This is a genomic window from Streptomyces sp. NPDC025833, assembly GCF_055558055.1.
Map to the genome: position 1 here is coordinate 42,267 of NZ_JBVHNF010000021.1, position 20,076 is coordinate 62,342.

17 protein-coding genes are annotated in these 20,076 nt (G+C 73.8%); 8 read left to right on the plus strand and 9 right to left on the minus strand.

Going from position 1 to position 20,076, the window contains the following annotated elements; all coding sequences use genetic code 11:
* Positions 1-80: 80 nt before the first annotated feature.
* Complete coding sequence (locus tag ACZ4K2_RS31440) at positions 81-1,118, minus strand: lactonase family protein (protein ID WP_467478381.1); 1,038 nt, start codon at positions 1,116-1,118, stop codon at positions 81-83.
* Between the two features lie 134 nt (positions 1,119-1,252).
* Entirely contained in the window at positions 1,253-2,743 is a 1,491-nt protein-coding gene (locus ACZ4K2_RS31445; protein WP_467478383.1) for an FUSC family protein, read from the minus strand.
* Positions 2,744-2,971: 228 nt separating this feature from the next.
* Here ACZ4K2_RS31445 and ACZ4K2_RS31450 point away from each other — a divergent pair, with 228 nt between their 5' ends.
* Both ACZ4K2_RS31450 and ACZ4K2_RS31455 read left to right on the plus strand, forming a co-directional pair.
* Entirely contained in the window at positions 2,972-3,448 is a 477-nt protein-coding gene (locus ACZ4K2_RS31450; protein ID WP_467478385.1) for an Lrp/AsnC family transcriptional regulator, read from the plus strand.
* Between the two features lie 76 nt (positions 3,449-3,524).
* The gene (locus ACZ4K2_RS31455; protein ID WP_467478387.1) at positions 3,525-5,024 is read left to right on the plus strand and encodes an MFS transporter; all 1,500 of its coding nucleotides are present in this window, start codon (positions 3,525-3,527) and stop codon (positions 5,022-5,024) included.
* A 23-nt stretch (positions 5,025-5,047) separates the two neighbouring features.
* Here the strand turns inward: ACZ4K2_RS31455 and ACZ4K2_RS31460 are convergent, their stop codons facing one another.
* Positions 5,048-5,833 (minus strand): LysR family substrate-binding domain-containing protein, encoded by a 786-nt coding sequence (locus ACZ4K2_RS31460; protein ID WP_467478389.1) that lies wholly within the window; start codon positions 5,831-5,833, stop codon positions 5,048-5,050.
* Between the two features lie 82 nt (positions 5,834-5,915).
* On the opposite strand from ACZ4K2_RS31460, the gene ACZ4K2_RS31465 reads away from it, so the two are divergent.
* Positions 5,916-6,317 (plus strand): DUF5997 family protein, encoded by a 402-nt coding sequence (locus ACZ4K2_RS31465; protein ID WP_467478391.1) that lies wholly within the window; start codon positions 5,916-5,918, stop codon positions 6,315-6,317.
* A 96-nt stretch (positions 6,318-6,413) separates the two neighbouring features.
* Here ACZ4K2_RS31465 and ACZ4K2_RS31470 read toward each other — a convergent pair whose 3' ends face one another.
* From ACZ4K2_RS31470 to ACZ4K2_RS31480, 3 genes are read right to left on the minus strand one after another with little or no spacing between them, the layout of a single operon-like run.
* The gene (locus ACZ4K2_RS31470; RefSeq protein ID WP_467478393.1) at positions 6,414-7,946 is read right to left on the minus strand and encodes a methylmalonyl-CoA mutase family protein; all 1,533 of its coding nucleotides are present in this window, start codon (positions 7,944-7,946) and stop codon (positions 6,414-6,416) included.
* Entirely contained in the window at positions 7,943-8,944 is a 1,002-nt protein-coding gene (locus tag ACZ4K2_RS31475) for an ROK family protein (RefSeq protein ID WP_467478569.1), read from the minus strand. Before ACZ4K2_RS31475 ends, ACZ4K2_RS31470 begins: the two co-directional genes overlap by 4 nt.
* Positions 8,945-8,963: 19 nt before the next feature.
* Positions 8,964-10,280: an FAD-binding oxidoreductase gene (locus tag ACZ4K2_RS31480; RefSeq protein ID WP_467478395.1), complete on the minus strand. Its 1,317-nt coding sequence runs from the start codon at positions 10,278-10,280 to the stop codon at positions 8,964-8,966.
* Between the two features lie 375 nt (positions 10,281-10,655).
* Here ACZ4K2_RS31480 and ACZ4K2_RS31485 point away from each other — a divergent pair, with 375 nt between their 5' ends.
* Entirely contained in the window at positions 10,656-11,429 is a 774-nt protein-coding gene (locus ACZ4K2_RS31485) for a thioesterase II family protein (protein ID WP_467478398.1), read from the plus strand.
* Between the two features lie 90 nt (positions 11,430-11,519).
* On the opposite strand, the gene ACZ4K2_RS31490 is transcribed toward ACZ4K2_RS31485, so the two are convergent.
* Both ACZ4K2_RS31490 and ACZ4K2_RS31495 read right to left on the minus strand, forming a co-directional pair.
* Complete coding sequence (locus ACZ4K2_RS31490) at positions 11,520-12,995, minus strand: MFS transporter (RefSeq protein WP_467478402.1); 1,476 nt, start codon at positions 12,993-12,995, stop codon at positions 11,520-11,522.
* Positions 12,996-13,105: 110 nt separating this feature from the next.
* On the minus strand, positions 13,106-14,278 hold the full coding sequence (locus tag ACZ4K2_RS31495; RefSeq protein WP_467478570.1) for a 3-deoxy-7-phosphoheptulonate synthase: 1,173 nt from the start codon (positions 14,276-14,278) through the stop codon (positions 13,106-13,108).
* Positions 14,279-14,503: 225 nt separating this feature from the next.
* Between ACZ4K2_RS31495 and ACZ4K2_RS31500 the strand changes: the two genes are divergently transcribed.
* Both ACZ4K2_RS31500 and ACZ4K2_RS31505 read left to right on the plus strand, forming a co-directional pair.
* Entirely contained in the window at positions 14,504-15,283 is a 780-nt protein-coding gene (locus ACZ4K2_RS31500) for a hypothetical protein (protein ID WP_467769987.1), read from the plus strand.
* A complete protein-coding gene (locus ACZ4K2_RS31505; protein WP_467478409.1) occupies positions 15,280-16,317 on the plus strand; it encodes a 3-dehydroquinate synthase family protein in 1,038 nt (345 codons plus the stop codon). Before ACZ4K2_RS31500 ends, ACZ4K2_RS31505 begins: the two co-directional genes overlap by 4 nt.
* Positions 16,318-16,384: 67 nt before the next feature.
* On the opposite strand, the gene ACZ4K2_RS31510 is transcribed toward ACZ4K2_RS31505, so the two are convergent.
* Positions 16,385-16,819 (minus strand): type II 3-dehydroquinate dehydratase, encoded by a 435-nt coding sequence (locus tag ACZ4K2_RS31510; RefSeq protein WP_467478411.1) that lies wholly within the window; start codon positions 16,817-16,819, stop codon positions 16,385-16,387.
* Positions 16,820-17,048: 229 nt separating this feature from the next.
* Here ACZ4K2_RS31510 and ACZ4K2_RS31515 point away from each other — a divergent pair, with 229 nt between their 5' ends.
* Together ACZ4K2_RS31515 and ACZ4K2_RS31520 are read left to right on the plus strand one after the other, a co-directional pair.
* Positions 17,049-18,206 (plus strand): DegT/DnrJ/EryC1/StrS family aminotransferase, encoded by a 1,158-nt coding sequence (locus ACZ4K2_RS31515; protein ID WP_467478573.1) that lies wholly within the window; start codon positions 17,049-17,051, stop codon positions 18,204-18,206.
* Positions 18,203-19,960: an HAD-IA family hydrolase gene (locus ACZ4K2_RS31520; RefSeq protein WP_467478414.1), complete on the plus strand. Its 1,758-nt coding sequence runs from the start codon at positions 18,203-18,205 to the stop codon at positions 19,958-19,960. Before ACZ4K2_RS31515 ends, ACZ4K2_RS31520 begins: the two co-directional genes overlap by 4 nt.
* Positions 19,961-20,076 lie beyond the last annotated feature (116 nt).

A 20,076-nucleotide genomic window follows, 5' to 3' on the forward strand; every position in this document is an offset into this window, starting at 1 on the left:
GGTGTCCGGCGGCCCCGTACGGCACGAGGGCCCGCACCCGTCCCGGGGCGGGCCCTCGGCCGTGCCCCGGGGGCGGGTGCTCAGCCGAAGACGACGCAGGAGGCGGCGGGGACGCGCACCGAGCCGTCGTAGCGGGGGGTGCCCGTCGCACGGTCGACGGCGAACCAGGTCACGTCGCCGGAGCGCTCGTTGGCCGCGTAGAGGTACCCGTCGTGCTCGGCCAGCGCGCGGGGCCAGTTCCCGCCGCAGGGCACCGTGCCGGTCAGCCTGAGCCCGTCCGGCTCGACCGCGAGGACCGACAGGACGTCCTCCCCGCGGGTCGCGGTCCACACGAAGCGGCCGTCGGGCGAGACGACGATCCCCGACGGGTAGGCGTCACCGGCCGGCGCGTCCCGCAGGACGGGGACCTCGGCGACCGGCTTCAGGGAGCCGCCCGAGGCGTCCCAGCGGCACACGGTGACCGTGGGGGTCAGTTCGTTGACCACGTAGGCGTGCTCGCCGTCCGGGTGGAAGGCCAGGTGGCGGGGGCCGGAGCCGGGGCGCAGGGCGATCTCCCGGTGCACGGCGGGGGCGCCGTCGACGAGGGTGCACACCCGGACCGAGTCCGTCCCGAGGTCGACGCTGACGGCCCACCGGCCGCTGGGGTCGGACTGCACCTGGTGGGCGTGCGGACCGCGCTGGCGGCGGTCGTGCGGTCCGGATCCGGTGTGCCGCAGCCGCCCCGAGGGCGCCCCGGCGAGCGTGCCGTCCGGGCGCAGGGGCACGGCGGTGACGCTGCCGCTGCCGTAGTTGGCGGTCAGCACGTGTCCGGCGTACAGGCCGAGGTGGGTGGGGCCGCTGCCGTCGACCGGCACCGGCGGACCGGCGGGTTCCGGCCGGCCGCCGTCGACGCGGTAGGCGGCGACGGCTCCCTCGGCCGTCTCGCTGACGGCGTAGAGCGTGCGCCCGTCCGGCGAGAGGGCCAGGTAGGAGGGGTCCGGCACGTCGTCGACGGCGGAGAGCAGGGTGAGGGCCCCGCCGTCCGGCGCGACCTCGGCGGCCACCACTCCCGGGCCGCCCGCGGCCGTGAACGATCCGATGAAGGCCCGGCGCCTGCCCGCGCCGCCGTCGTGTGCCACCGCTGTCCCCTCTCGGTCGAGCCGGTCGAACCGGTCCCGGGCAGACGGTAGCAGTCGATCAGTCGCGGTCTAGACCAAACGGGTGAGACGGCCGGGCCGTGTCCGCCGTGCGTCCCGCGGCGCGCCGCGGCCGCTCAGGCTCCGACCAGCCTCGATCCGGATGGTGTGCGCAGCGGCTCGGCGAGGTCGGCGAGCGCGCGCTCCAGGCCGTGCAGGTGGGCGAGGGCGGCCTCGACGGGTGCTTCGGCGGGGTGCTCCACGGGTTCGGCGCGGCCGGCGGTGAGTGCCTCGACGGCGGCCTCGACCCGCCAGCAGGCGGCGGCGAGCCGGGCGTCGTGGGAGGCCTCGGGGTCGGCCGCGACCGCGACCAGGCCCCGGACCTCGCGGGCGCAGTCGTCGAGGAGGGCGAGGACCCTGCGGGCCCGGGCCTTGCGCGCGGGCCCGAGGTGGAGCGGGTGCACGAGCGGGGCCACGGACAGCCGTACCCGGGCGAGCAGTTGCTCCAGCTCGGCGACGCGCGGGGCCGGATCGGCCGTGGCGGAGCCGGCGAGCCGGGCGGCGGCGTCGGCGGTGCAGGCGTGTACGCAGCGCAGGGCCCGCTGGATCCAGGCGTCGGTGGTGGCGTGGGTGGTGACCGGCAGGACGAACGCGACGGCGAGCGCGGCGCCGAGCGCGCCGACCGCCGTCTCGGTGAGGCGCAGCGCGAGCAGTCCGGGGCTGAGGACGCCGAGGAGCCCGTAGAGGGACTCGGCGAGCACGGTCACCCAGAGCATCATCCAGGTGTACGAGACGGCGGCCGTGTAGAAGATGCCGAAGACGGCGACCGCGACGAGCACGGCCGTCGGGACGGGAGCACCGTCCACGGGGACGGCGACGAGGAAGCCCAGGCAGATGCCGATCACCGTGCCGAGGACCCGGCGGAAGCCGCGGACCAGCGTCTCGCCGCGGGAGGTGGTGTTGACGAAGATCCACCAGGTGGCGCCGACGGCCCAGTACCAGCGCTGCCCCGACACCAGCTGGCCCACGACCAGCGCGAACCCGGCGCCCGCGGTCGCCTGCACGGCCTGCCGCGTGGTCACCCGCATCAGCCCCGACCCGGCGGGCGGGGCGGGTACGGGGGCCGGGGGCAGCCGGCGCTCGTAGCACCACACGCCGAAGCGCACGGCGGCCGCGGTGGGCACGGACAGCAGGACGGCGGCGTACAGCCCGGGGAGCTGGGCCGGGGTGGCGTGCAGGAACTGGGCCACGAAGAAGGTCATGAACGCGAACACGCCGAGGCTGTGCCCGCGCGGCCCCCACCGGCGGGCGTAGACGCCGGCGCCGACGACGGCGAGGAAGGTGAGGTCGCGGGCGACGGGGACGCCGTGCAGCCCGGCCGCGACGGCGAGCACCGGCAGGCCCACCGCGGGCAGCAGGGCCGTCGTGACCGCCTGGCGGCGCACGGTCGGATCGGCGACGGTGAACAGGGCGAGCAGCGCGGCGAGACCGCCGGTGACCACGCCGGCGAGGCTCTGCCCGGCCAGTCCGCAGACCGCGACGGCCCCTCCGATGCCGAGGACGGCCCGCGCGGCGAAGCGCAGCCGCGCCCGGCCCGGGTCCGGAGCCGCGAACATCCTCTTCAGCACTGCTGCCCTCCCCGGGAACACGGCACAGAAAAGGCGCCGCGGTGATCCGCAGCGCCATCGACGCCCCCATGAGAGCATCCCGGAGGTCACTGGCTCAAGTGTCACCCTAATCACTGGGCCAACGGCCCATCCGCCGCCGGTCGGTCCGGCCCACCGGAATGCCAACGGCCCAGGTCGGACGGCACACGCGGCGGCACGGCGGCTGAGCCATTGGTACAGTCGGACCTCATGGCCGTGGACGAACTCGACACCCGCATCCTGCGACTGCTCCTGGAGCAGCCGCGCACCAGCGTGCGCGAGTACGCGCGCGTCCTCGGCGTGGCCCGCGGCACGCTCCAGGCCCGGCTGGACCGGATGGAGCGGGACGGGGTGATCACCGGGACCGGCCCCTCCCTCTCCGCCCCCGCGCTGGGCCATCCGGTGCTGGCGTTCGTGCACATCGAGGTCACCCAGGGCCATCTGGACGACGTGGGGGACGCGCTGGCCGCCGTGCCGGAGATCGTGGAGGCCTTCTCCATCACCGGGGGCGGGGACCTGCTGGCCCGCGTGGTCGGCCGGGACAACGCGCACCTGGAGGACGTGATCCAGAAGCTGATCAGCATCCCGGGCGTGGTGCGCACCCGCACCGAGGTGGCGCTGCGCGAGCGCGTCCCGCACCGGATGCTGCCGCTGGTGGAGTCGATCGGGCAGGCGGCGCGCGCCTGACGCCGGGCGGTTCGCCACCCGGTTACGGCGTGTCGCTCCGCGTGCGCTATCCGTCACCGCTGCTTAGCGTGCTCCCATGAGCACAGTTCAGGCCCGGCCCGCCCCCGACGAGCGGCGGTGGAAGGCGCTCGGGGTCTGTCTGGCAGCGGGATTCATCTCGCTCCTCGACACCTCGATCGTGAATGTGGCGCTGCCCTCGCTGGAGCGCGGGCTGGGCGCCTCGGAGGCGGTCCAGTCATGGGTGGTGTCCGGGTACGCCCTGACGTTCGGGCTCGCGCTGGTGCCGGCCGGCCGGCTGGGTGACATACGGGGCCGGCGGCAGGTCTTCCTGATCGGGCTCGCCCTGTTCACGGTGGCCTCGCTGGCCTGCGGACTCGCGGCGAGCCCCGCCTGGCTGGTGTTCTTCCGGCTGCTCCAGGGCACGGCCGCGGGCATGGTCGCGCCGCAGACCTCGGGACTGATCCAGCAGATGTTCCAGGGTGCCGAACGGGCCAAGGCGTTCGGTGTCCTCGGCACGGTCATCGGCGTGTCGACGGCGGCGGGCCCGCTGGTCGGCGGTGTGCTGATCGACGCCGTCGGCACGGACGACGGCTGGCGCTGGGTGTTCTTCGTCAACCTGCCGATCGGACTGGCCGCCCTCGTCGCGGGGATCCGGCTGGTGCCCCACCTGCCCGTGGCGGGCCGGCACGAGGAGTTCGACCTGTTCGGGGTGCTGCTGCTCGGCACCGGCGTGACGGCCCTGATGCTGCCCCTGGTGCAGGAGCAGCAGTGGACCGGACGGGAGAAGTGGGCGCTGGTGCCGGTGGCCCTGGCGCTGCTGGGCGGATTCTGGGTCTGGGAGAGACGGCAGGGGGCGCTCGGCCGCGCCCCCCTGGTGGACCTGGCGCTGTTCTCGCTGCGCTCGTTCACCCTCGGCGCCCTGATCAGCCTCACCTACTTCGCGGGCTTCACCACCGTCTTCTTCCTTTACGCGCTGTACCTGCAGAACGGGGTGGGGTACAGCGCGCTGGCCTCGGGCCTCACGGTCCTGCCCTTCGCGGTGGCTTCCGCCGTCGGGGCCGCCGTCGGGGGCCGGCTGGTGGTGCGCCACGGCCGCAGGCTCGTCGTCATCGGCCTGGCCTGCGTCGCGGTGGGCCTGCTCGGCGTGGTCGTGGCGGTGGAACTGGTGCCCGGACGGAACCTGGGCTGGGCGTCGGCGCTGCCGCTGTTCGTCGGGGGCATCGGGTCCGGCATGACGGTCTCCCCCAACACCACCCTCACCCTCACCCGGGTGCCCGTGAACCGGGCGGGCGCGGCCGGCGGGATCCTCCAGACGGGCCAGCGCGTCGGCTCGGCGGCCGGGATCGCGGTGGTGGGCTCGGTGTACTTCGCCCACCTCGCCAACCACGGCCGCACCGACACGGCGATGCAGCTCGGGCTGGTCTCGGCCGTGGGGATCATCCTGGTGGCGCTCGTGCTGGCGATCGCCGATCTGCGTGACCGCGAAGGACTCTTCGACCTCGACCGGCCCGCGGAGACGGTCGGCCGGGGCCGGGGCGGGGAAGGTGTCGCGGAAGGGGTGCGGCCCGGCCCGTGAGCGTCGCCGGGCGGCCCCCGGTCTCACGACCTGCGGCGCGGCTTGCCCCGCTTGGCCGGCTTGCCGCCGCCCGACCGGGCGCGTGCCGTGCGGCCCGACGACTTGGCGGACGAGGCGCCCTTGGGCGCGGCCGCGGTCCGGCGGCTGCCGCCCTGGCCGGAGCGCGTGCTCCGGTCGTCGGCCGGTGCCGGGGACGCCGTGCGGCCCCGCGTGCTGTTGACCGTGCGTCCGCGGACGATGCCGATGAAGTCCTCGACCAGCTCGGTGGTGGCCTCCTCCGGCCAGGACAGGGCGACACCGGACCGCGGCGCGTCGGTCACCGGACGGTAGGTGAGGTCCTTGCGGTGGTACAGGCGGGCCAGCGACTGGGGGACGACGAGCAGCCCGACGTTCGCCGCCACCAGCTCGACGGCGTCCTGTGTGGTGGCGGGGCGCTCGAAGGCCGGTTCGCCCGGCGGGGCGTCCCAGTCGAAGACGTCGTCCAGGGGGTGGAAGAGCACCTCGTCGGCGAGGTCGGCCAGGGTCACCTCGTCCGCGGCCGTGATCAGGTGGTCCTTGGGCACCACGACGACCGAGGTCTCGGTGTACAGCGGGATCGCGCTGAAGAACGTGCGGTCGACCGGCAGCCGGACCAGGCCCGCGTCGGCGCCGCCCGCCCGCAGCAGTTCCGGCGCCTCGCCGGCGGGCACCTGGACGAGGGTGAGCGGGATGCCGGGCAGGCGCTCGTTCCAGACCCTCACCCACTTGGCGGGGGTCACCCCGGGAACGTACGCGAGCCGGAACGACGGTGATTCCTCCGAGCCTGTCACCAGGCCAGATTACCGGCAGCGGACGGGCCCCCGGCACCGGCCGCGGTCGGGGGCCCCGCGCACGGCCGATACCCTTGGCCTCATGAAGTCGCAGCAGAACACCCAGACGATGAAGCCCGCGACCGCGGCGAAGAAGCTGGGTGTGTACCTCCCCGCCACCCCCGCCTCCTTCCAGGAGGGCACGGTCACGCGCGCCGAGCTCGGCGCGCTCCAGGCCGAGCCGCCGCAGTGGCTGCGCGAGCTGCGGGAGAACGGCCCCCACCCGCGTCCGGTGGTGGCCGCCAAGCTCGGCGTGTCCATCGCCGGTCTCGCCCGGGGCGGCGTCACCGAGGCGCTGACCACCGAGCAGATCGAGGCGCTCAAGCAGGAGCGGCCCGAGTGGCTGGAGAAGGAGCGCGCCACCCAGGCCGAGGTCCGCAAGGAGAACGCGCGGCTCAAGAGCCTGAACAAGGAGAAGCAGGAGGACGGCGCCGCGCGCGGCTGATCCGCCCCCTCGGCCCGGGGGACCACCCCGGGCGGCGTCCTCCGGGAGGTCCGCCCTGCCCGGTCCCGCGCCGCGACGGTGACCGCCGTCGCGGCCCTACGGCGCGCCGTGCGTGCCCCACACCTCGCGCAGGGCGTCGCAGACCTCGCCCACCGTGGCGTTCGCGGCCAGGGCGTCCCGCATGGGCGGGAGCACGTTGGTGTCACCGCCGGCGGCCGCCCTGAGCCCGTCGAGCGCACGGCGGACCCGCGTCTCCTCGCGCCATGCCCGCAGCTTGGCGATGCGCTCGGCCTGCCGGACCTCGATGGCGGGGCCGCCGCGGTGGAGCTCGTACTCCTCGAACTCCCCGTGCTCTCCCCGCTCGTCCGGCCGGTACGGGTCGACGCGGTGGGAGCCGCGCGCGATCTCGGCCCGCTGGAAGCCCTGCCGGACGGCGCCGACCGCGCCACCGAGGTCCTCGACCCTCCGCATCAGCTCCAGGGCGGCGGCCTCCAGGTCGTCGGTCGCCCTCTCCATGGCGCGGGCAGCCGCGAACGGGTCCGTCCCGGCCGCCCCGTCCGTCTCGTGGGCCGGCACCCGCGGTGTGCGCGGCGCCGGGCGGACGGACTTCTGCGCGGGCAGCGCCATGGCCTCGTCGAAGGAGGCTGAGTGCCCGGAGCGGGTGCCGCCGGGAACGGGCGCGCGGCCCCGCACCGCGGACCGCACCGGGTCCGCCTCCGGGAGCCGTACCGCGAGCGGGGCTCCGGTTCTGCGGACGTGGAGGCGCGGCACCCGCGAACGCGGGTCCTCGGCGCCGAACTCCTCGCGCATCACCCGCGCCCAGATGCGCCGCGCGGCACGGAACTTGGCGACCTCCTCGGGGGCCGCCGGGCGTGCCACGAAGGAGAAGGACAGCCGGGGCGCGAAGTCGTCGACGTCCAGGCCGGCCGCGAGCGCGGCGCGCACGTAGGCGACGCCGTTGGCGAGGGTGAAGGCGATCTCCTGCACGGGGCAGGCGCCCGCCTCGGCCATGCGGTGGCCCGAGACCGAGACCGGGCCCCAGCCCGGGATCTCGGCCCGGCAGTACGCGAAGACGTCCGCCGCCAGCCTGAGCGACGGCCCGGGCGGGAAGACGGACGTCCCGCGCACGATGTACTCCTCCAGCACGTCGTTGCGGACCGTGCCGGACAGCTCGTGCGCGGCGACGCCCTGCTCCTCCGCCACCAGTTGGTACAGCAGCACGAACAGGGCCGCGGGCGCGTTGACCGCCATGGCGGTGTCCACGCTCTCCAGCGGGATGCCCCTGAAGAGAACGCGCATGTCGTCGATGGAGTCGATCGCCACGCCGGCCCTGCCGACCTCGCCGCGCGCGATCGGCGCGTCGGAGTCGTGGCCCATCTGGGTGGGCAGGTCGAAGGCGACCGACAGCCCGGTGGCGCCCTGCCCGATCAGTTGCCGGTAGCGCTCGTTGGACTCCGCCGCCGTGCCGGAGCCGGCGTACCGGCACGGCGTCCACAGCTCGTCCGGGCACATCGACGGGTACGCGCCGCGCGTGCGGGCGGGTGCGGGCGGCTCCCCCGGCTCCTTTGGCCCGTGGGCCGGCAGGACCAGTTGATCCGCCTCCGGGCGTCCGCCGTTCGGAGACGTCACGCGCCGTCCCCTCCCCCCACGTGGCCGCGGGTGGCCGGCGACGGCTCCGGCGGACGGCCGGACGCCGCCCGCACGGGTTCCGGGACTCCACCGGCCCGGTGTGCCGTCCCGAAGGTCTCCTCGGCGAGCAGGACGGCCCCGCGGAGCGAGGAGCGTCCGCCGAGGGCGGCCGGCCGGACCCGGACCTGCGGGACACCGGGCCGGGTCAGTTCCCGCACGTGCGCGGCGACCGCGTCCACCAGCCCGGGCAGGCCCGCGGCGAACCCACCGCCCACGCAGGTGATGTCGGGGTGGGCCAGCTCGCAGACGCCGACCACGGCACGGGCCAGGGCGGCGGCGGTCTCGTCCAGCGCCGCCACGGCCCACGGCTCGTGGGCGCCGACCGCCTCCACCAGTGCGGGATAGTCGGTATCCCGGCCGCGCAGTTCCGCGGCGCGCCGCAGGGTGGCGGGCCCGGAGGCGACCGCCTGCACACAGCCCCGGCGTCCGCAGTCGCACCGCGGTCCGGCGCGGTCGACGAGCAGGTGCCCGATCTCGCAGGAGCCGCGGGACGGCCCCGGCCAGGACCGCCCCTCGACGACCAGTCCGCCTCCGATGCCGGTGCCCACACCGAGGTAGAGCAGGTTCGCGCACCCCGCCGCCCTGGCCTCGGCCAGCGCCGCGAGGTCGCCGTCGTCCGCGGACACCGACGGAGTGCCCGGGAACACCCGGCCCAGGGCGGCCGTCAGGTCGAGACCGACCCAACTCGGCCGTCCGGGCCAGGTGAGCACCGTACCGTCGGTATCGCAGAGCGCCGGCACGGCCAGTCCCACGCCCCGAAGCGGTGCCGGGTCGCCGCGCAGCAGCGCCCGGACCCGTTCGGCGATCAGGTCCAGGTCCGCCGCCGCATCGCTGCCCGGGGGCCACCGGAACGTGTCCTCCAGCGCGTCGCCGCCCGCGCGGCCCTCGACGCGCAGGGCGACCTTCGTTCCGCCGATGTCGATACCGAGGTAACTGATGCCGCTTCCCTTCCTCGGGTCAGCTGCCCACGCTCTGACCGTGGTGGAACACGTTGGTGGGGTCGTACGACGTCTTGACCCGCAGCAGCCGGGCGTAGTTGTCGCCGTAGTACGCCCGCTTCCAGTCGGCGAGGTGCGGGTCGGGGAAGTTGACGTACGCCTCCCCCGTCGACGCCGGCTCCAGGGTGCGCGACGCCCGGTCCACCCACTCGGCCATGGCGGCTTCCTCGTCCGCGGGCGGCGCCGCGGACGGCGTCATCGCGGCGAAGCCGGTCATGAACTGGGCGGTGCGGTGCCAGTACGCGGTCTCGGTCCGGCTCACCTCGTTCGCCCGGCCACCGGTCGCGGTGAAGCTGAGCAGGCGGGTCTGACCGGGGTGCCGTTCCTGGTCGTACGCGGCCAGGGCGTCCGCCAGGACCGTTCCGGTCACCGGGCGGTCGAAGATCCGGGTGCGCTCGCGCAGCACGCCGTTGCGGGGCAGTTCGGCGTCCGGGTTCTGGCCGACGAGGTGGCACTCACTGGTGGTGAGCTGTCCGCAGCCGTACACGCGGCGCATCACGTCGCCGTAGGAGAGTTCCGCGACCTCCTTGGCGACCGGCGTGGTGCCGGCCTCGGCGGCCATGGCGTTCAGCTCGTTCTCCAGTGCGCTCTGCTGCCCCCAGTAGGCCCCGCTGATCAGGATCGTCGGGGCGTTGCCCGAAGCCGCGTCGGGCATGGTCACGAGCAGGGCGGACCCGAGGTCGTACGAGCCCGAGACGCTCCACTTCTGCCAGGCCTCCAGCACCTCCTGGGCCTTATCCCAGGACCACACGGTCTGGAAGAAGACCCCGCGCGGCTGCTCGATGGGGCGGACCTCGAAGTCCAGGACGATGCCGAAGTTGCCGCCGCCGCCGCCGCGCAGTGCCCAGAACAGTTCCGGCCGCTCGGTGGCCGACGCCGTGACCAGCCGGCCGTCGGCGAGCAGGACCCTGGCCGACACGAGCCGGTCGGAGGCGGTGCCGTACTTGCGCGTCTGGTGTCCGATGCCGCCGCCGGAGATGAAACCGCCGGGGCACACGGTCGGGCAGGTCCCGGTCACGATCTGGCGGTTGTACGGCGTCAGCGCGGTGAGGGCGTCGATGGCCTTGACGCCGGGACCGACGTGGACGGTGCGGCTGCCGACGTTGACCTGGTCGAAGGCCGAGAGGTCGATGACCAGGCCCTCGCCCGTCGACCAGCCCGCGAGGTTGTGGCCGCCGCTGCGGGTCCGCACCTCCACCCCGTGGCACTGCGCGAACTTCAGGCTCGTGCGGACGTCCGCCACCGTCCGGCAGTAGGCGACGCCCGCGGGATTCACGGCACTGTATTCGCCCAGATAAACGGCCTTGGCATTCTGGTAATTCGCGTCGGAAGGACGGACCAGTTCTCCGTCGAGCGCGTTCTCCAGGGCGTCCCAGTCGCTTCCGGTCGTGCTGCCCGAAACGGCGGAAGCGAAAGTCGAGGACGATATCGCTCCGGTTGTGGCGGCTACGGCCAGTCCGCTTGCGGCCCTGAGAAGAGTTCTCCTGCTTGGCATATTACCTGTCCCTTCGGTACCCCCGAACCGTAAGGACTGGGGAGCAGGTGAAGGAACCCCTATGAGACCCCTCAATCGGCTCACCGGCCGGAGCTTGCCGACTGCCCGGATACATGCGACGTTAGCCGCCGCGTGATGATTACCGGAAGGACTCGTATGCCTCTCTCTGCGACCGAAGCGAACGAATGGATACGCCGTTACCATCCGGCGCCGGAAAGCCGTGCAGGGCTTGTCTGCTTCCCCCATGCCGGCGGCTCCGCTCCCTATTTCTCCCCGGTGTCCACGGCCCTCTCCCCCATCTACGAGGTCACGGCCGTCCAGTACCCGGGCCGCCAGGAGCGCCGGCACACGCCCTGCGTCGACGACATCGGCGAGCTGGCCCGCCAGTCCCACGCCGCGCTGGCGGGCGCCGGGGTCATCGGGTCCGGGCGGCCGGTGGCCCTCTTCGGGCACAGCATGGGCGCCGTCGTGGCCTTCGAGGTGGCCCGGCTGATGGAACGGGACGGGGGTGCCGGGCCCGTGGTGCTGTTCGCGTCCGGCCGCCGCGCCCCGAGCCGCTTCCGGGATGACCGCGTCCACCTGCGGGACGACGACGGCATCATCGAGGACATCCGCGCCCTGGGCGGCACCGACTCCCGTGTCCTCGGGGACCGGGAGCTGCTCGACTTGATCCTGCCCGCGCTCCGCAGCGACTACCGCGCCGTCGAGCGGTACCGGCGCGGCACGGACGTCCGGATAGGTGCGCCGATCGCCGTCCTCGTGGGGGACAGCGACCCGCACACCACCCCGCAGGAGGCGCTCGCCTGGGGCGAGCACACCTCGGGCGGCTGCGCGGTGCACACCTTCCCCGGCGGCCACTTCTACCTGGAGGACCAGCAGGCGGCGGTCCTCCAGGCCGTCACCGGGGAGCTGGAGCGGCTGCTGCCCTGACGGGCGGGGAACGACGGAGGCCGGGACGGTGTCCCGGCCTCCGCCGTGTGCCGGCGGGCGGACGGGGGTGCCGCCCGCCGGTGGTCCCGGTCAGCCCGTGACGAGGTCCGACTCGGAGGTGTCGGCGGGGTCGCCGGCCGGCTGCTGCCGGTCCGGCTGCTTCCCGCCGAGCATGACGGCCCCGATGACCAGGGCCAGCAGCACGAACCCGGCCGCGAGCAGGAACGCCGCGTGGTAACCGCCGAGCAGCGCCTCGGCCTCGCTCTTGCCCGAGGCCGTGAGGTCGTCCGTGCGGGCGCTGACCACCGCGCTCAGCACCGCGAGTCCGATGGCGCCGCCGACCTGCTGGGTGGTGTTGAACAGACCGGACGCGATGCCCGACTCCGCGGGCGTGACGGAGGACATGCCGAGCCCCATCATCGCCGGGGCGGCCAGTCCGAAGCCGGCGCCCATGAGGAGGCTCGCCGGCATGAAGTCCGCCACGTACGTGCCGTCGACCCGGGCGAACGAGAGCAGCACGAAGGCACCGATGATGAGGACCAGGCCCGTGAACAGCATCGTGCGCTGTCCGAACTTCGTGATCAGCCGGGCGGACAGCCCCAGGGAGATGGCCGCGATCACGACGGCGATCGGCACGAAGCCCAGGCCCGCCTTCAGCGAGCTGTACCCGAGCACCCGCTGGACGTACAGGGTGCCGAAGAAGAGCAGGCCGAACATGCCCGCGATCATCATGAACTGCACGATGTTCGCCGCGGTCAGGCTGCGGGCGCGGAAGATGCTCAGCGGCAGCAGCGGCTGCGCGGCGGTGGCCTGGCGCACGACGAAGCCGACGAGCAGCAGGATCGACAGCAGGCCCAGCACCAGCGTCTGGACCGAGGCCCAGCCCGCCTGTTCGGCGTCCACGATCGTGTAGACGAGGAGCGTCATGCCCGCGGTCACCAGCACGGCGCCGAGGAAGTCGGTTCCCTTGCTCAGTCCCTGGCCCGGGTCGCGCTCGATCCGGCCGATGCCGGTCAGGATGAGGACGGCGCCGATCGGGGCGTTGATGAAGAAGATCCAGTGCCAGTTCAGCAGATCGGTGAGGACACCGCCGAGCAGCGGTCCGACCGCGCCGCCGCCCGCCGAGGCGAAGCTGTAGGCGCCGATCGCCTGCGCGACCTTGCGCGGCTCGGAGAAGGTGGTCGCGACCATGCCGAGAATGCAGGCGGAGGCGACCGCGCCGCCGATGCCCTGGATGAACCGGAAGATGATCATCGTCGCCTCGCTGTTCGCGAACCCGCACAGCAGCGAGGCGAGACTGAACAGCCCGATACCGGTGAGGAAGACGACTTTACGGCCGATCAGGTCACCGAGTCGTCCCGCCAGGAGGAGCAGACCGCCGAACGGGATGACATAGGCGTTGACGACCCAGACGAGATTGTCCGAGGAAAAGCCGATTCCCCGCTGTACCGCAGGAAGTGCCACGTTCACGATGTTCTGATCGAGGACGATCATCATCTGGCCGAGGCACAACACGCTGATCGTCAGCCAGGGCGATTTACTCTTCTGCTGGGCAGGCTGGCCCATCTCCGGTCGCCTCCAATAGTGCACCGTTTGTTACAGCAGACATGATGCGTGCCGATGGCGAGGAGCGGAAGAAGGCACTTCTCTGTGCCACAGACACATCGGTGTGCCTTTTACGCCCGGCTCTTCGACAGCGCCGCCACACGGTGGGCCAGTTCCATCGCCTGGCCGGCGTTGAGCCGGGGATCGCACAGGCTCTCGTAGCGTCCGGTGAGTCCGTAGGCGGTGATACCCCGGGTGCCGCCGAGGCACTCGGTCACGTCGTCACCGGTGAGTTCGAGGTGCACCCCGCCCGGGTGGGTGCCGAGCGCGCGGTGCACCGCGAAGAAGCCGTCGATCTCGTCGGCGATGTCGTCGAGGTGCCGGGTCTTGTACCCGATCGCCGACTCGTGGGTGTTGCCGTGCATGGGATCGCACTGCCAGACGACCTGGCGTCCGGTCGCGGCGACCCGTTCGACGAGGGACGGGAGCACGTCCCGGACCCGGGCGCTGCCCATCCGGCTGATCAGGGTGAGCCGTCCGGGCTCGTTGTCGGGGTCGAGCCGCTCGACGTACTCGGCGGCCTGCTCGGGCCGGGTGCCCGGGCCGATCTTCACGCCCACCGGGTTGGCGAGCAGCGCGGCGAACGCGAGGTGCGCGCCGTCGGGCTGGCGGGTGCGCTCGCCGATCCACAGGAAGTGCGCCGACCCGGCGTACGGCCGCGCGGGCTCGTCCGGGTCCGTCACCAGCAGGGCGCGCTCGTAGTCGAGGAGCAGGGCCTCGTGGCTGGTGTAGACGTCGGCGGGGTGTCCCGAGCGCAGCATGCCGAGGGTGGAGCGGGCGTTGCGGTAGCCCTCGATCATCCGCACCGGGTCCGGGACGCGCGACCGCGCGTCGGGGGCCGCCGCGTTGACGATGTCGCCGCGGTAGACGGGCAGCCCCAGCGCGTCGACGGCCTGCGAGCGCGGCTTGGCGTACTGCCCGGCCAGCCGGCCGACCGTGACCACGGGCAGACCCGCCTCGTCCGCCAGTACCGCGGCCATCCGCCACAGGGTCGCGACGGTGCCCCGGACGTGTTCCGGGGTGTTCCCGGCGAAGGTTTCGGCGCAGTCCCCGCCCTGGAGCAGGAACGCCTCGCCGCGGGCGACCCGCGCCAGGTCCGCGCGCAGCGCCCGGACCCGGTCCGGGGTGACGAGCGGGGGCAGCGTCGCCAGGAACGCGGAGACCGAGCGCACCTGCCCGGCGTCGGGCCACGGGGGCTGCTGCGCGGCCGGCCGGCCCAGGGCCTCGGAAATCCGGTCGCGCATTTCTCGGGAAAGGCCGGTATACCCCTCGGCCGCATTGTCCGTCTCAGCAGTCGGATGCATGGGGCCATTGAAACGGCAGGGGCGAACCCCTAGCAGTACCCCTAACCACTCCCTCACTTTCTCCGGCACGGCTGCGGGGGGCTTCGGCAATTGCCGCCGGGTGACCGTGATCCCTAGGATCGGCGGCGTCCAGGACCGGCCCCGCGAAGATCGAGGTGGATCGTTTTGGCGCGTCAATGGCTCTTCGTGCGCCTGTATGGCGCCACAGGCACGACCACGCCCCTGCCCCCCGTACTGCCGCGCCTGGCGCGGTACCTCCGGTCGGCGGACCCCGGAGCCTGTTTCTTCTTCTCCCGCTCCGGCGACCCGGCGGGCCCGTCGGTCGACGTCTGGGTGGACTGCGCCCCCGGGGCGCGCCCGGGGGCCGTGGAGTTGCTGCGCGCGCGGACCGCGCCGCCGTGGCGGCTCGTCGTGCGGCAGGACGTCCGGCGCGCGGCCGACCAGGCGCACGAGGGCGGCCGGGACGTGACGGACGAACTCGCGGCGGTGTCCAGCGCGTTCGCCCTGGCGGCGCTGCCGGACGGCGCGCCGGACGCGGACGAGGCGTTCCGGCTGGGCGTGACCCACCTGCGGGACGTCGTCGGACTGCTGCCCGAGGACGCCGGGCCGGGGTTCCTCTTCCAGTGCTGGCAGCTCTGGAGCGCGGAGCTGCCGCCGCGGCGGCGGGAGGAGCTGGCCGTGGAGGCGGACGTACGGGCGGCCACGGTGCCGCATCCGCGTTCGGAGGCCCGGCAGGCCTACCTGGAGGGCACGCGCCGGGCCCTGCGGCAGGGTGCGGACGGCGGCCTGCCGGAGCCGTACCTGCTGCTGCACCAGGCGGGCGCCACGCACGACCGGCTCGGCATACCGCCCGCGTGGGGCGCGGCGGCGGCGCTCACCGTGCGCAACGAGCTGACCGAGCGGCCCGCGGCGCTGCCGGCCGCGGCCTTCGGGGGCCGGGCATGAGCGCCCCGGTGACGCACGGCGCGTCCGCCCGGGTCCGGGTGGACCTGCGGGAACGCTCCTACGACGTGCACATCGGCGCCGGCGTCCGGCACCTGCTGGCCGAGTGCGTGGCGGCGACCGGCGCCTCGCGGGCCGTGGTCGTCTCCGCGCGCCCGGCGCAGTGGGTGCCGGACCCGGGGGTGCCCCACCGCCTGGTCGCGGCGCGGGACGGGGAGCAGAGCAAGACGCTGGAGACCGTCGGGAACCTGTGCCGCCAGTTCGCCGACGCCGGGCTGAGCCGGGGCGACGTGGTGGTCTCCTGCGGCGGCGGGACCACCACCGACACCGTCGGCCTGGCCGCCGCGCTCTACCACCGGGGTGTCCCGGTCATCCACCTGCCGACCTCGCTGCTCGCCCAGGTGGACGCCAGCACCGGCGGCAAGACGGCCGTCAACCTGCCCGAGGGGAAGAACCTCGTCGGCGCGTACTGGCAGCCCAGCGCGGTCCTGTGCGACACCGACTACCTGAGCACCCTGCCCGAGCGGGAGTGGCTGAACGGCTACGGCGAGATCGCCCGCTGCCACTTCATCGGCGCCGGCGACCTGCGCGGGCTCTCCACGGTCGAGCAGATCACGGCGAGTGTGCGGCGCAAGGCGGAGATCGTCTCCGCCGACGAACGCGACACCGGGCTGCGGCACCTGCTCAACTACGGCCACACGCTCGGGCACGCGCTCGAAGTGGAGACGGACTTCGCCCTGCGGCACGGTGAGGCGGTGGCCGTCGGCACGGTGTTCGCGGGCCGGCTCGCCGGGGCGCTCGGCCGCGTCGGCCCGGACGGGGTCGAGGAGCACCTCGCCGTCGTACGGCACTACGGGCTGCCCTGGCGGCTGCCCGCGGGGGTGGACGACGACGCGCTGATCCGCCTGATGAAGCTGGACAAGAAGGCGCTCGGGGGCCTGGCCTTCGTGCTCGACGGGCCGGCCGGCTCGGAGCTGGTGTCCGGTGTTCCCGAGGCCGTGGTGAAGGAGTGCCTGGCGGACATGCCACGCGACTGAGACGGGGACCGGAGGGCGGCCGGGTGCCGGAGCGTGACGCTCCGGCACCCGGCCGCCCTTTTCCGTGTCACTCCGGGACGAGGTGCAGCAGCGCCTTCGCCGCCAGCCGGTAGCCGTACGCCCCGAGCCCGACCACCACTCCCCGGGCGAGCGGCGCGATGACCGACTCGTGCCGGAACGACTCGCGGGCCCAGACGTTGGAGAGGTGCACCTCGATCCACGGGCGCGGGTAGGCGGCGAGCGCGTCGCGCAGGCTCCAGCCGGCGATCATCAGGGCACCCGGGTTGACGATCGCGCCGACGGTGTCGGGGTTGTCGTTGACCGCCCGGACGAGGGTGCCCTCCGTGTCGTCCTGGACGCTGGACACCGTCCAGCCCCGGTCCGCGACCTCCTCGGCCACGGCCTTCTCGATGTCGGCCAGAGTGTCGGTCCCGTAGATCTCCGGCTCACGGCGGCCGAGGATGCCGAGATTGGGGCCGTTGAGCAGCAGCAGCCGGCTCATGACACCACCTTTTCAATCGACGATGCTCGCCCCATTTCTAGCCCCAGATATACCCGGTGCGAAACCGTGGAAGTACGGAACCGACACAGGGGGGTTGTAGGGGGTGGGCCGCCGAGTTCCCCTCAGGTATTTTCGACAAGCGCGCGGTCGACCACTCCCGCCGCTTCCCGAGAGGCATATCCCTCCGTCGAAGAACTTCTCCAGCGAGTAAAGGACAGGGACCGTGAGCATTTCCCGAGACGTTCCGGAATTCCCGGCTTGGCCGCAGTTCGACGACGCCGAGCGCGTCGGTCTCCAACGCGCCCTGGAGCAGGGCCAGTGGTGGCGCATGGGGGGCAGCGAAGTCAGCGAGTTCGAGCGCGAGTTCGCCGAGTACCACGGTGCCGGGCACGCGCTGGCGGTGACCAACGGAACCCACGCCCTCGAACTCGCCCTCCAGGTGCTGGGGGTGGGTCCGGGCTCCGAGGTGATCGTGCCGGCGTTCACCTTCATCTCGTCGTCCCAGGCCGCGCAGCGTCTCGGCGCCGTCGCCGTGCCGGTCGACATCGACCCCGGCACCTTCTGCATCGACCCCGCCGCCGTGGAGCGCGCGATCGGGCCGAAGACGGCCGCCATCATGCCGGTGCACATGGCCGGGCACTTCTCCGACATGGACGCGCTGGAGAAGCTGTCCGCCGACAGCGGCGTGCCGCTGATCCAGGACGCGGCCCACGCGCACGGCGCCCGCTGGCAGGGCCGCCGGGTCGGTGAGTTCTCCTCGATATCCGCCTTCAGTTTCCAGAACGGCAAGCTGATGACCGCCGGGGAGGGCGGCGCCGTGCTGTTCCCGGAGGGGGAGCAGTACGAGGAGGCGTTCCTGCGGCACAGCTGCGGGCGGCCGCCGGCCGACCGCGGCTACTTCCACCAGACGTCGGGCTCCAACTTCCGGATGAACGAGTTCTCGGCCGCGGTGCTCCGCGCCCAACTGGGCCGGCTCGACGGCCAGATCAGTCTGCGCGAGGAGCGCGCGCCGCTGCTCACCCGGCTCGTCGACCAGATCGACGGCGTGACGGCGCAGACCCGCGACGAGCGGTGCGACCGCAACCCGCACTACATGATGATGTTCCGGATCCCCGGCATCACCGAGGAGCGCCGCAACGCCCTGGTCGACAAGCTGATCGCGCGGGGCCTGCCGGCCTTCGCCGCGTTCCGGGCGATCTACCGCTGCCCCGGCTTCTGGGAGAACGGCGCCCCGGAGCTGTCCGTGGACGAGCTCGCCGCCCGCTGCCCCGCCACCGAGGCCGTGCACCAGGACACCATCTGGCTGCACCACCGCACGCTCCTCGGCACCGAGGAGCAGATGCACCGGACCGCCGACATCATCGCCGACACGCTGGCCACGGCATGAGCCGGCGTACCGACGAGGGGACGCTGCGGGTCGCGGTCGTGGGAGCCGGCTGGGCCGCGCGGTCCATCTGGCTGCCGCGGCTCACCGCGCACCCCGCGTACCGCGTCGTCGCGGTCGTGGACCCCGACCCGGCCGCGCGGGAGGCCGCGAGCCAGGGCGCGTTCCCGGCGCTCGCGTCCGTGCGGGACCTCGCGCCGGACACGGTGGACCTCGTCGTCGTCGCGGTCCCCAACCACCTGCACGCCACCGTCGCCGAGACGGTCCTCGGGACCGGTGTCCCGGTGTTCGTGGAGAAGCCGGTGTGCCTGTCGTCGGCGGAGGCCGACCGGCTGGCGGCCGCCGAGTCGGCCGGCGGCGCGGTGCTGCTGGCCGGGAGCGCGGCCCGGTACCGCACCGATGTGCGCACCCTGCTGGAGACGGTGGAGTCGGTGGGCACCGTCCGGCACGTCTCGCTCGGCTGGATCCGGGCGGGGGGTGTCCCGAGCGGCGCCGGCTGGTTCACGCAAGCGCGGCTGTCCGGCGGCGGCGCGCTGATGGACCTGGGCTGGCACCTGCTGGACGTGGCCGGACCGCTGCTGGGCAACGCCAAGTTCCGGCACGTCCTCGGGACCGTGTCGGACGACTTCCTCACCGACGGCTCCGCGCGCGCCGGGTGGCGCGAGGACGACACGGCGGAGGTGTCCGGTGACGTCGAGGACACCGCACGCGGCTTCCTGGTCGCGCCGGACGGCCCCTCCGTGTCGGTCACGGCCTGCTGGGCCTCGCACCGGCCCGACGACGTCACCACCCTGGTCGTGGAGGGCAGCACCGGCACGCTCAGCCTGTCCTGCACGTTCGGGTTCAGCCCCGCCCGCCAGGAGCACTCGGTCCTCACGCTGACCCGGCGCGGGCAGGAGACGGTCGTACCGGTCCCCGCGGAGCCGGTCGGTGCCGAGTACGACCGGCTGCTCGACGATCTGCCGAGGCTGCTGGCGGACCCCGCCTCCCGCGGTCTCGCGGTCCGTGAGGCCGCCCGCAACGTCGACGCCATCGAGCGGCTGTACGACTCGGCGGCGTCGACGCGCCGGACGGCGCGGCCGGCGGTGTCCGTGCCGCACCGGGACCGGCCGCCGCGGGCGGTGGTCTTCGACCTCGACGGCGTCGTGGTCAACAGTTTCGATGTCATGCGGCAGGCGTTCACCCTCGCCTACCGCGAGGTGGTGGGCGACGGCGAGCCGCCGTTCGCGGAGTACAACCGGCACCTCGGGCGGTACTTCCCCGACATCATGCGGATCATGGACCTGCCGCTGGAGATGGAGGGGCCGTTCGTCCGGGAGAGCGCGCGCCTGGCCGACCAGGTCACCCTCTTCCCCGGCGTCCACGACCTGCTGCGGCTGCTGGACCGCAAGGGCGTGCGGTGCGCGGTGGCGACGGGCAAGGCCGGCTGGCGGGCCAGGTCGCTGCTGGACCGCCTCGGCGTGCTGCCGCTGTTCGACCACGTCATCGGCTCGGACGAGGTGGCGCGGGCCAAACCGGCGCCCGACATCGTGCTGCGGGCCCTCGACCTGCTCCGGGTCGACGCCGCGGAGGCGGTCATGGTCGGCGACGCGGTGACGGACCTGGCGGCGGCCAGGGACGCCGGCGTGGCGGCGGCCGCCGCGCTGTGGGGCGAGACGGACGAGCGGGCGCTGCTCGCCGCCGAGCCCGACCACACCCTGCGCAAACCGGCCGACCTGGCCGAGCTGTTTCTGCCCGCCGAGGCCGCCCTGGCCTGACCCGCCCGTGGGCCCCGCCCCCCCCCCGCCCGGGGCCCCGCCCCGCCCCCCCCCCCCCCGGGCGCCCCCCCCGCCCCCCCCCCCCCCCCAGTGGTGCCCCCTGTTTTTTAGCCCCT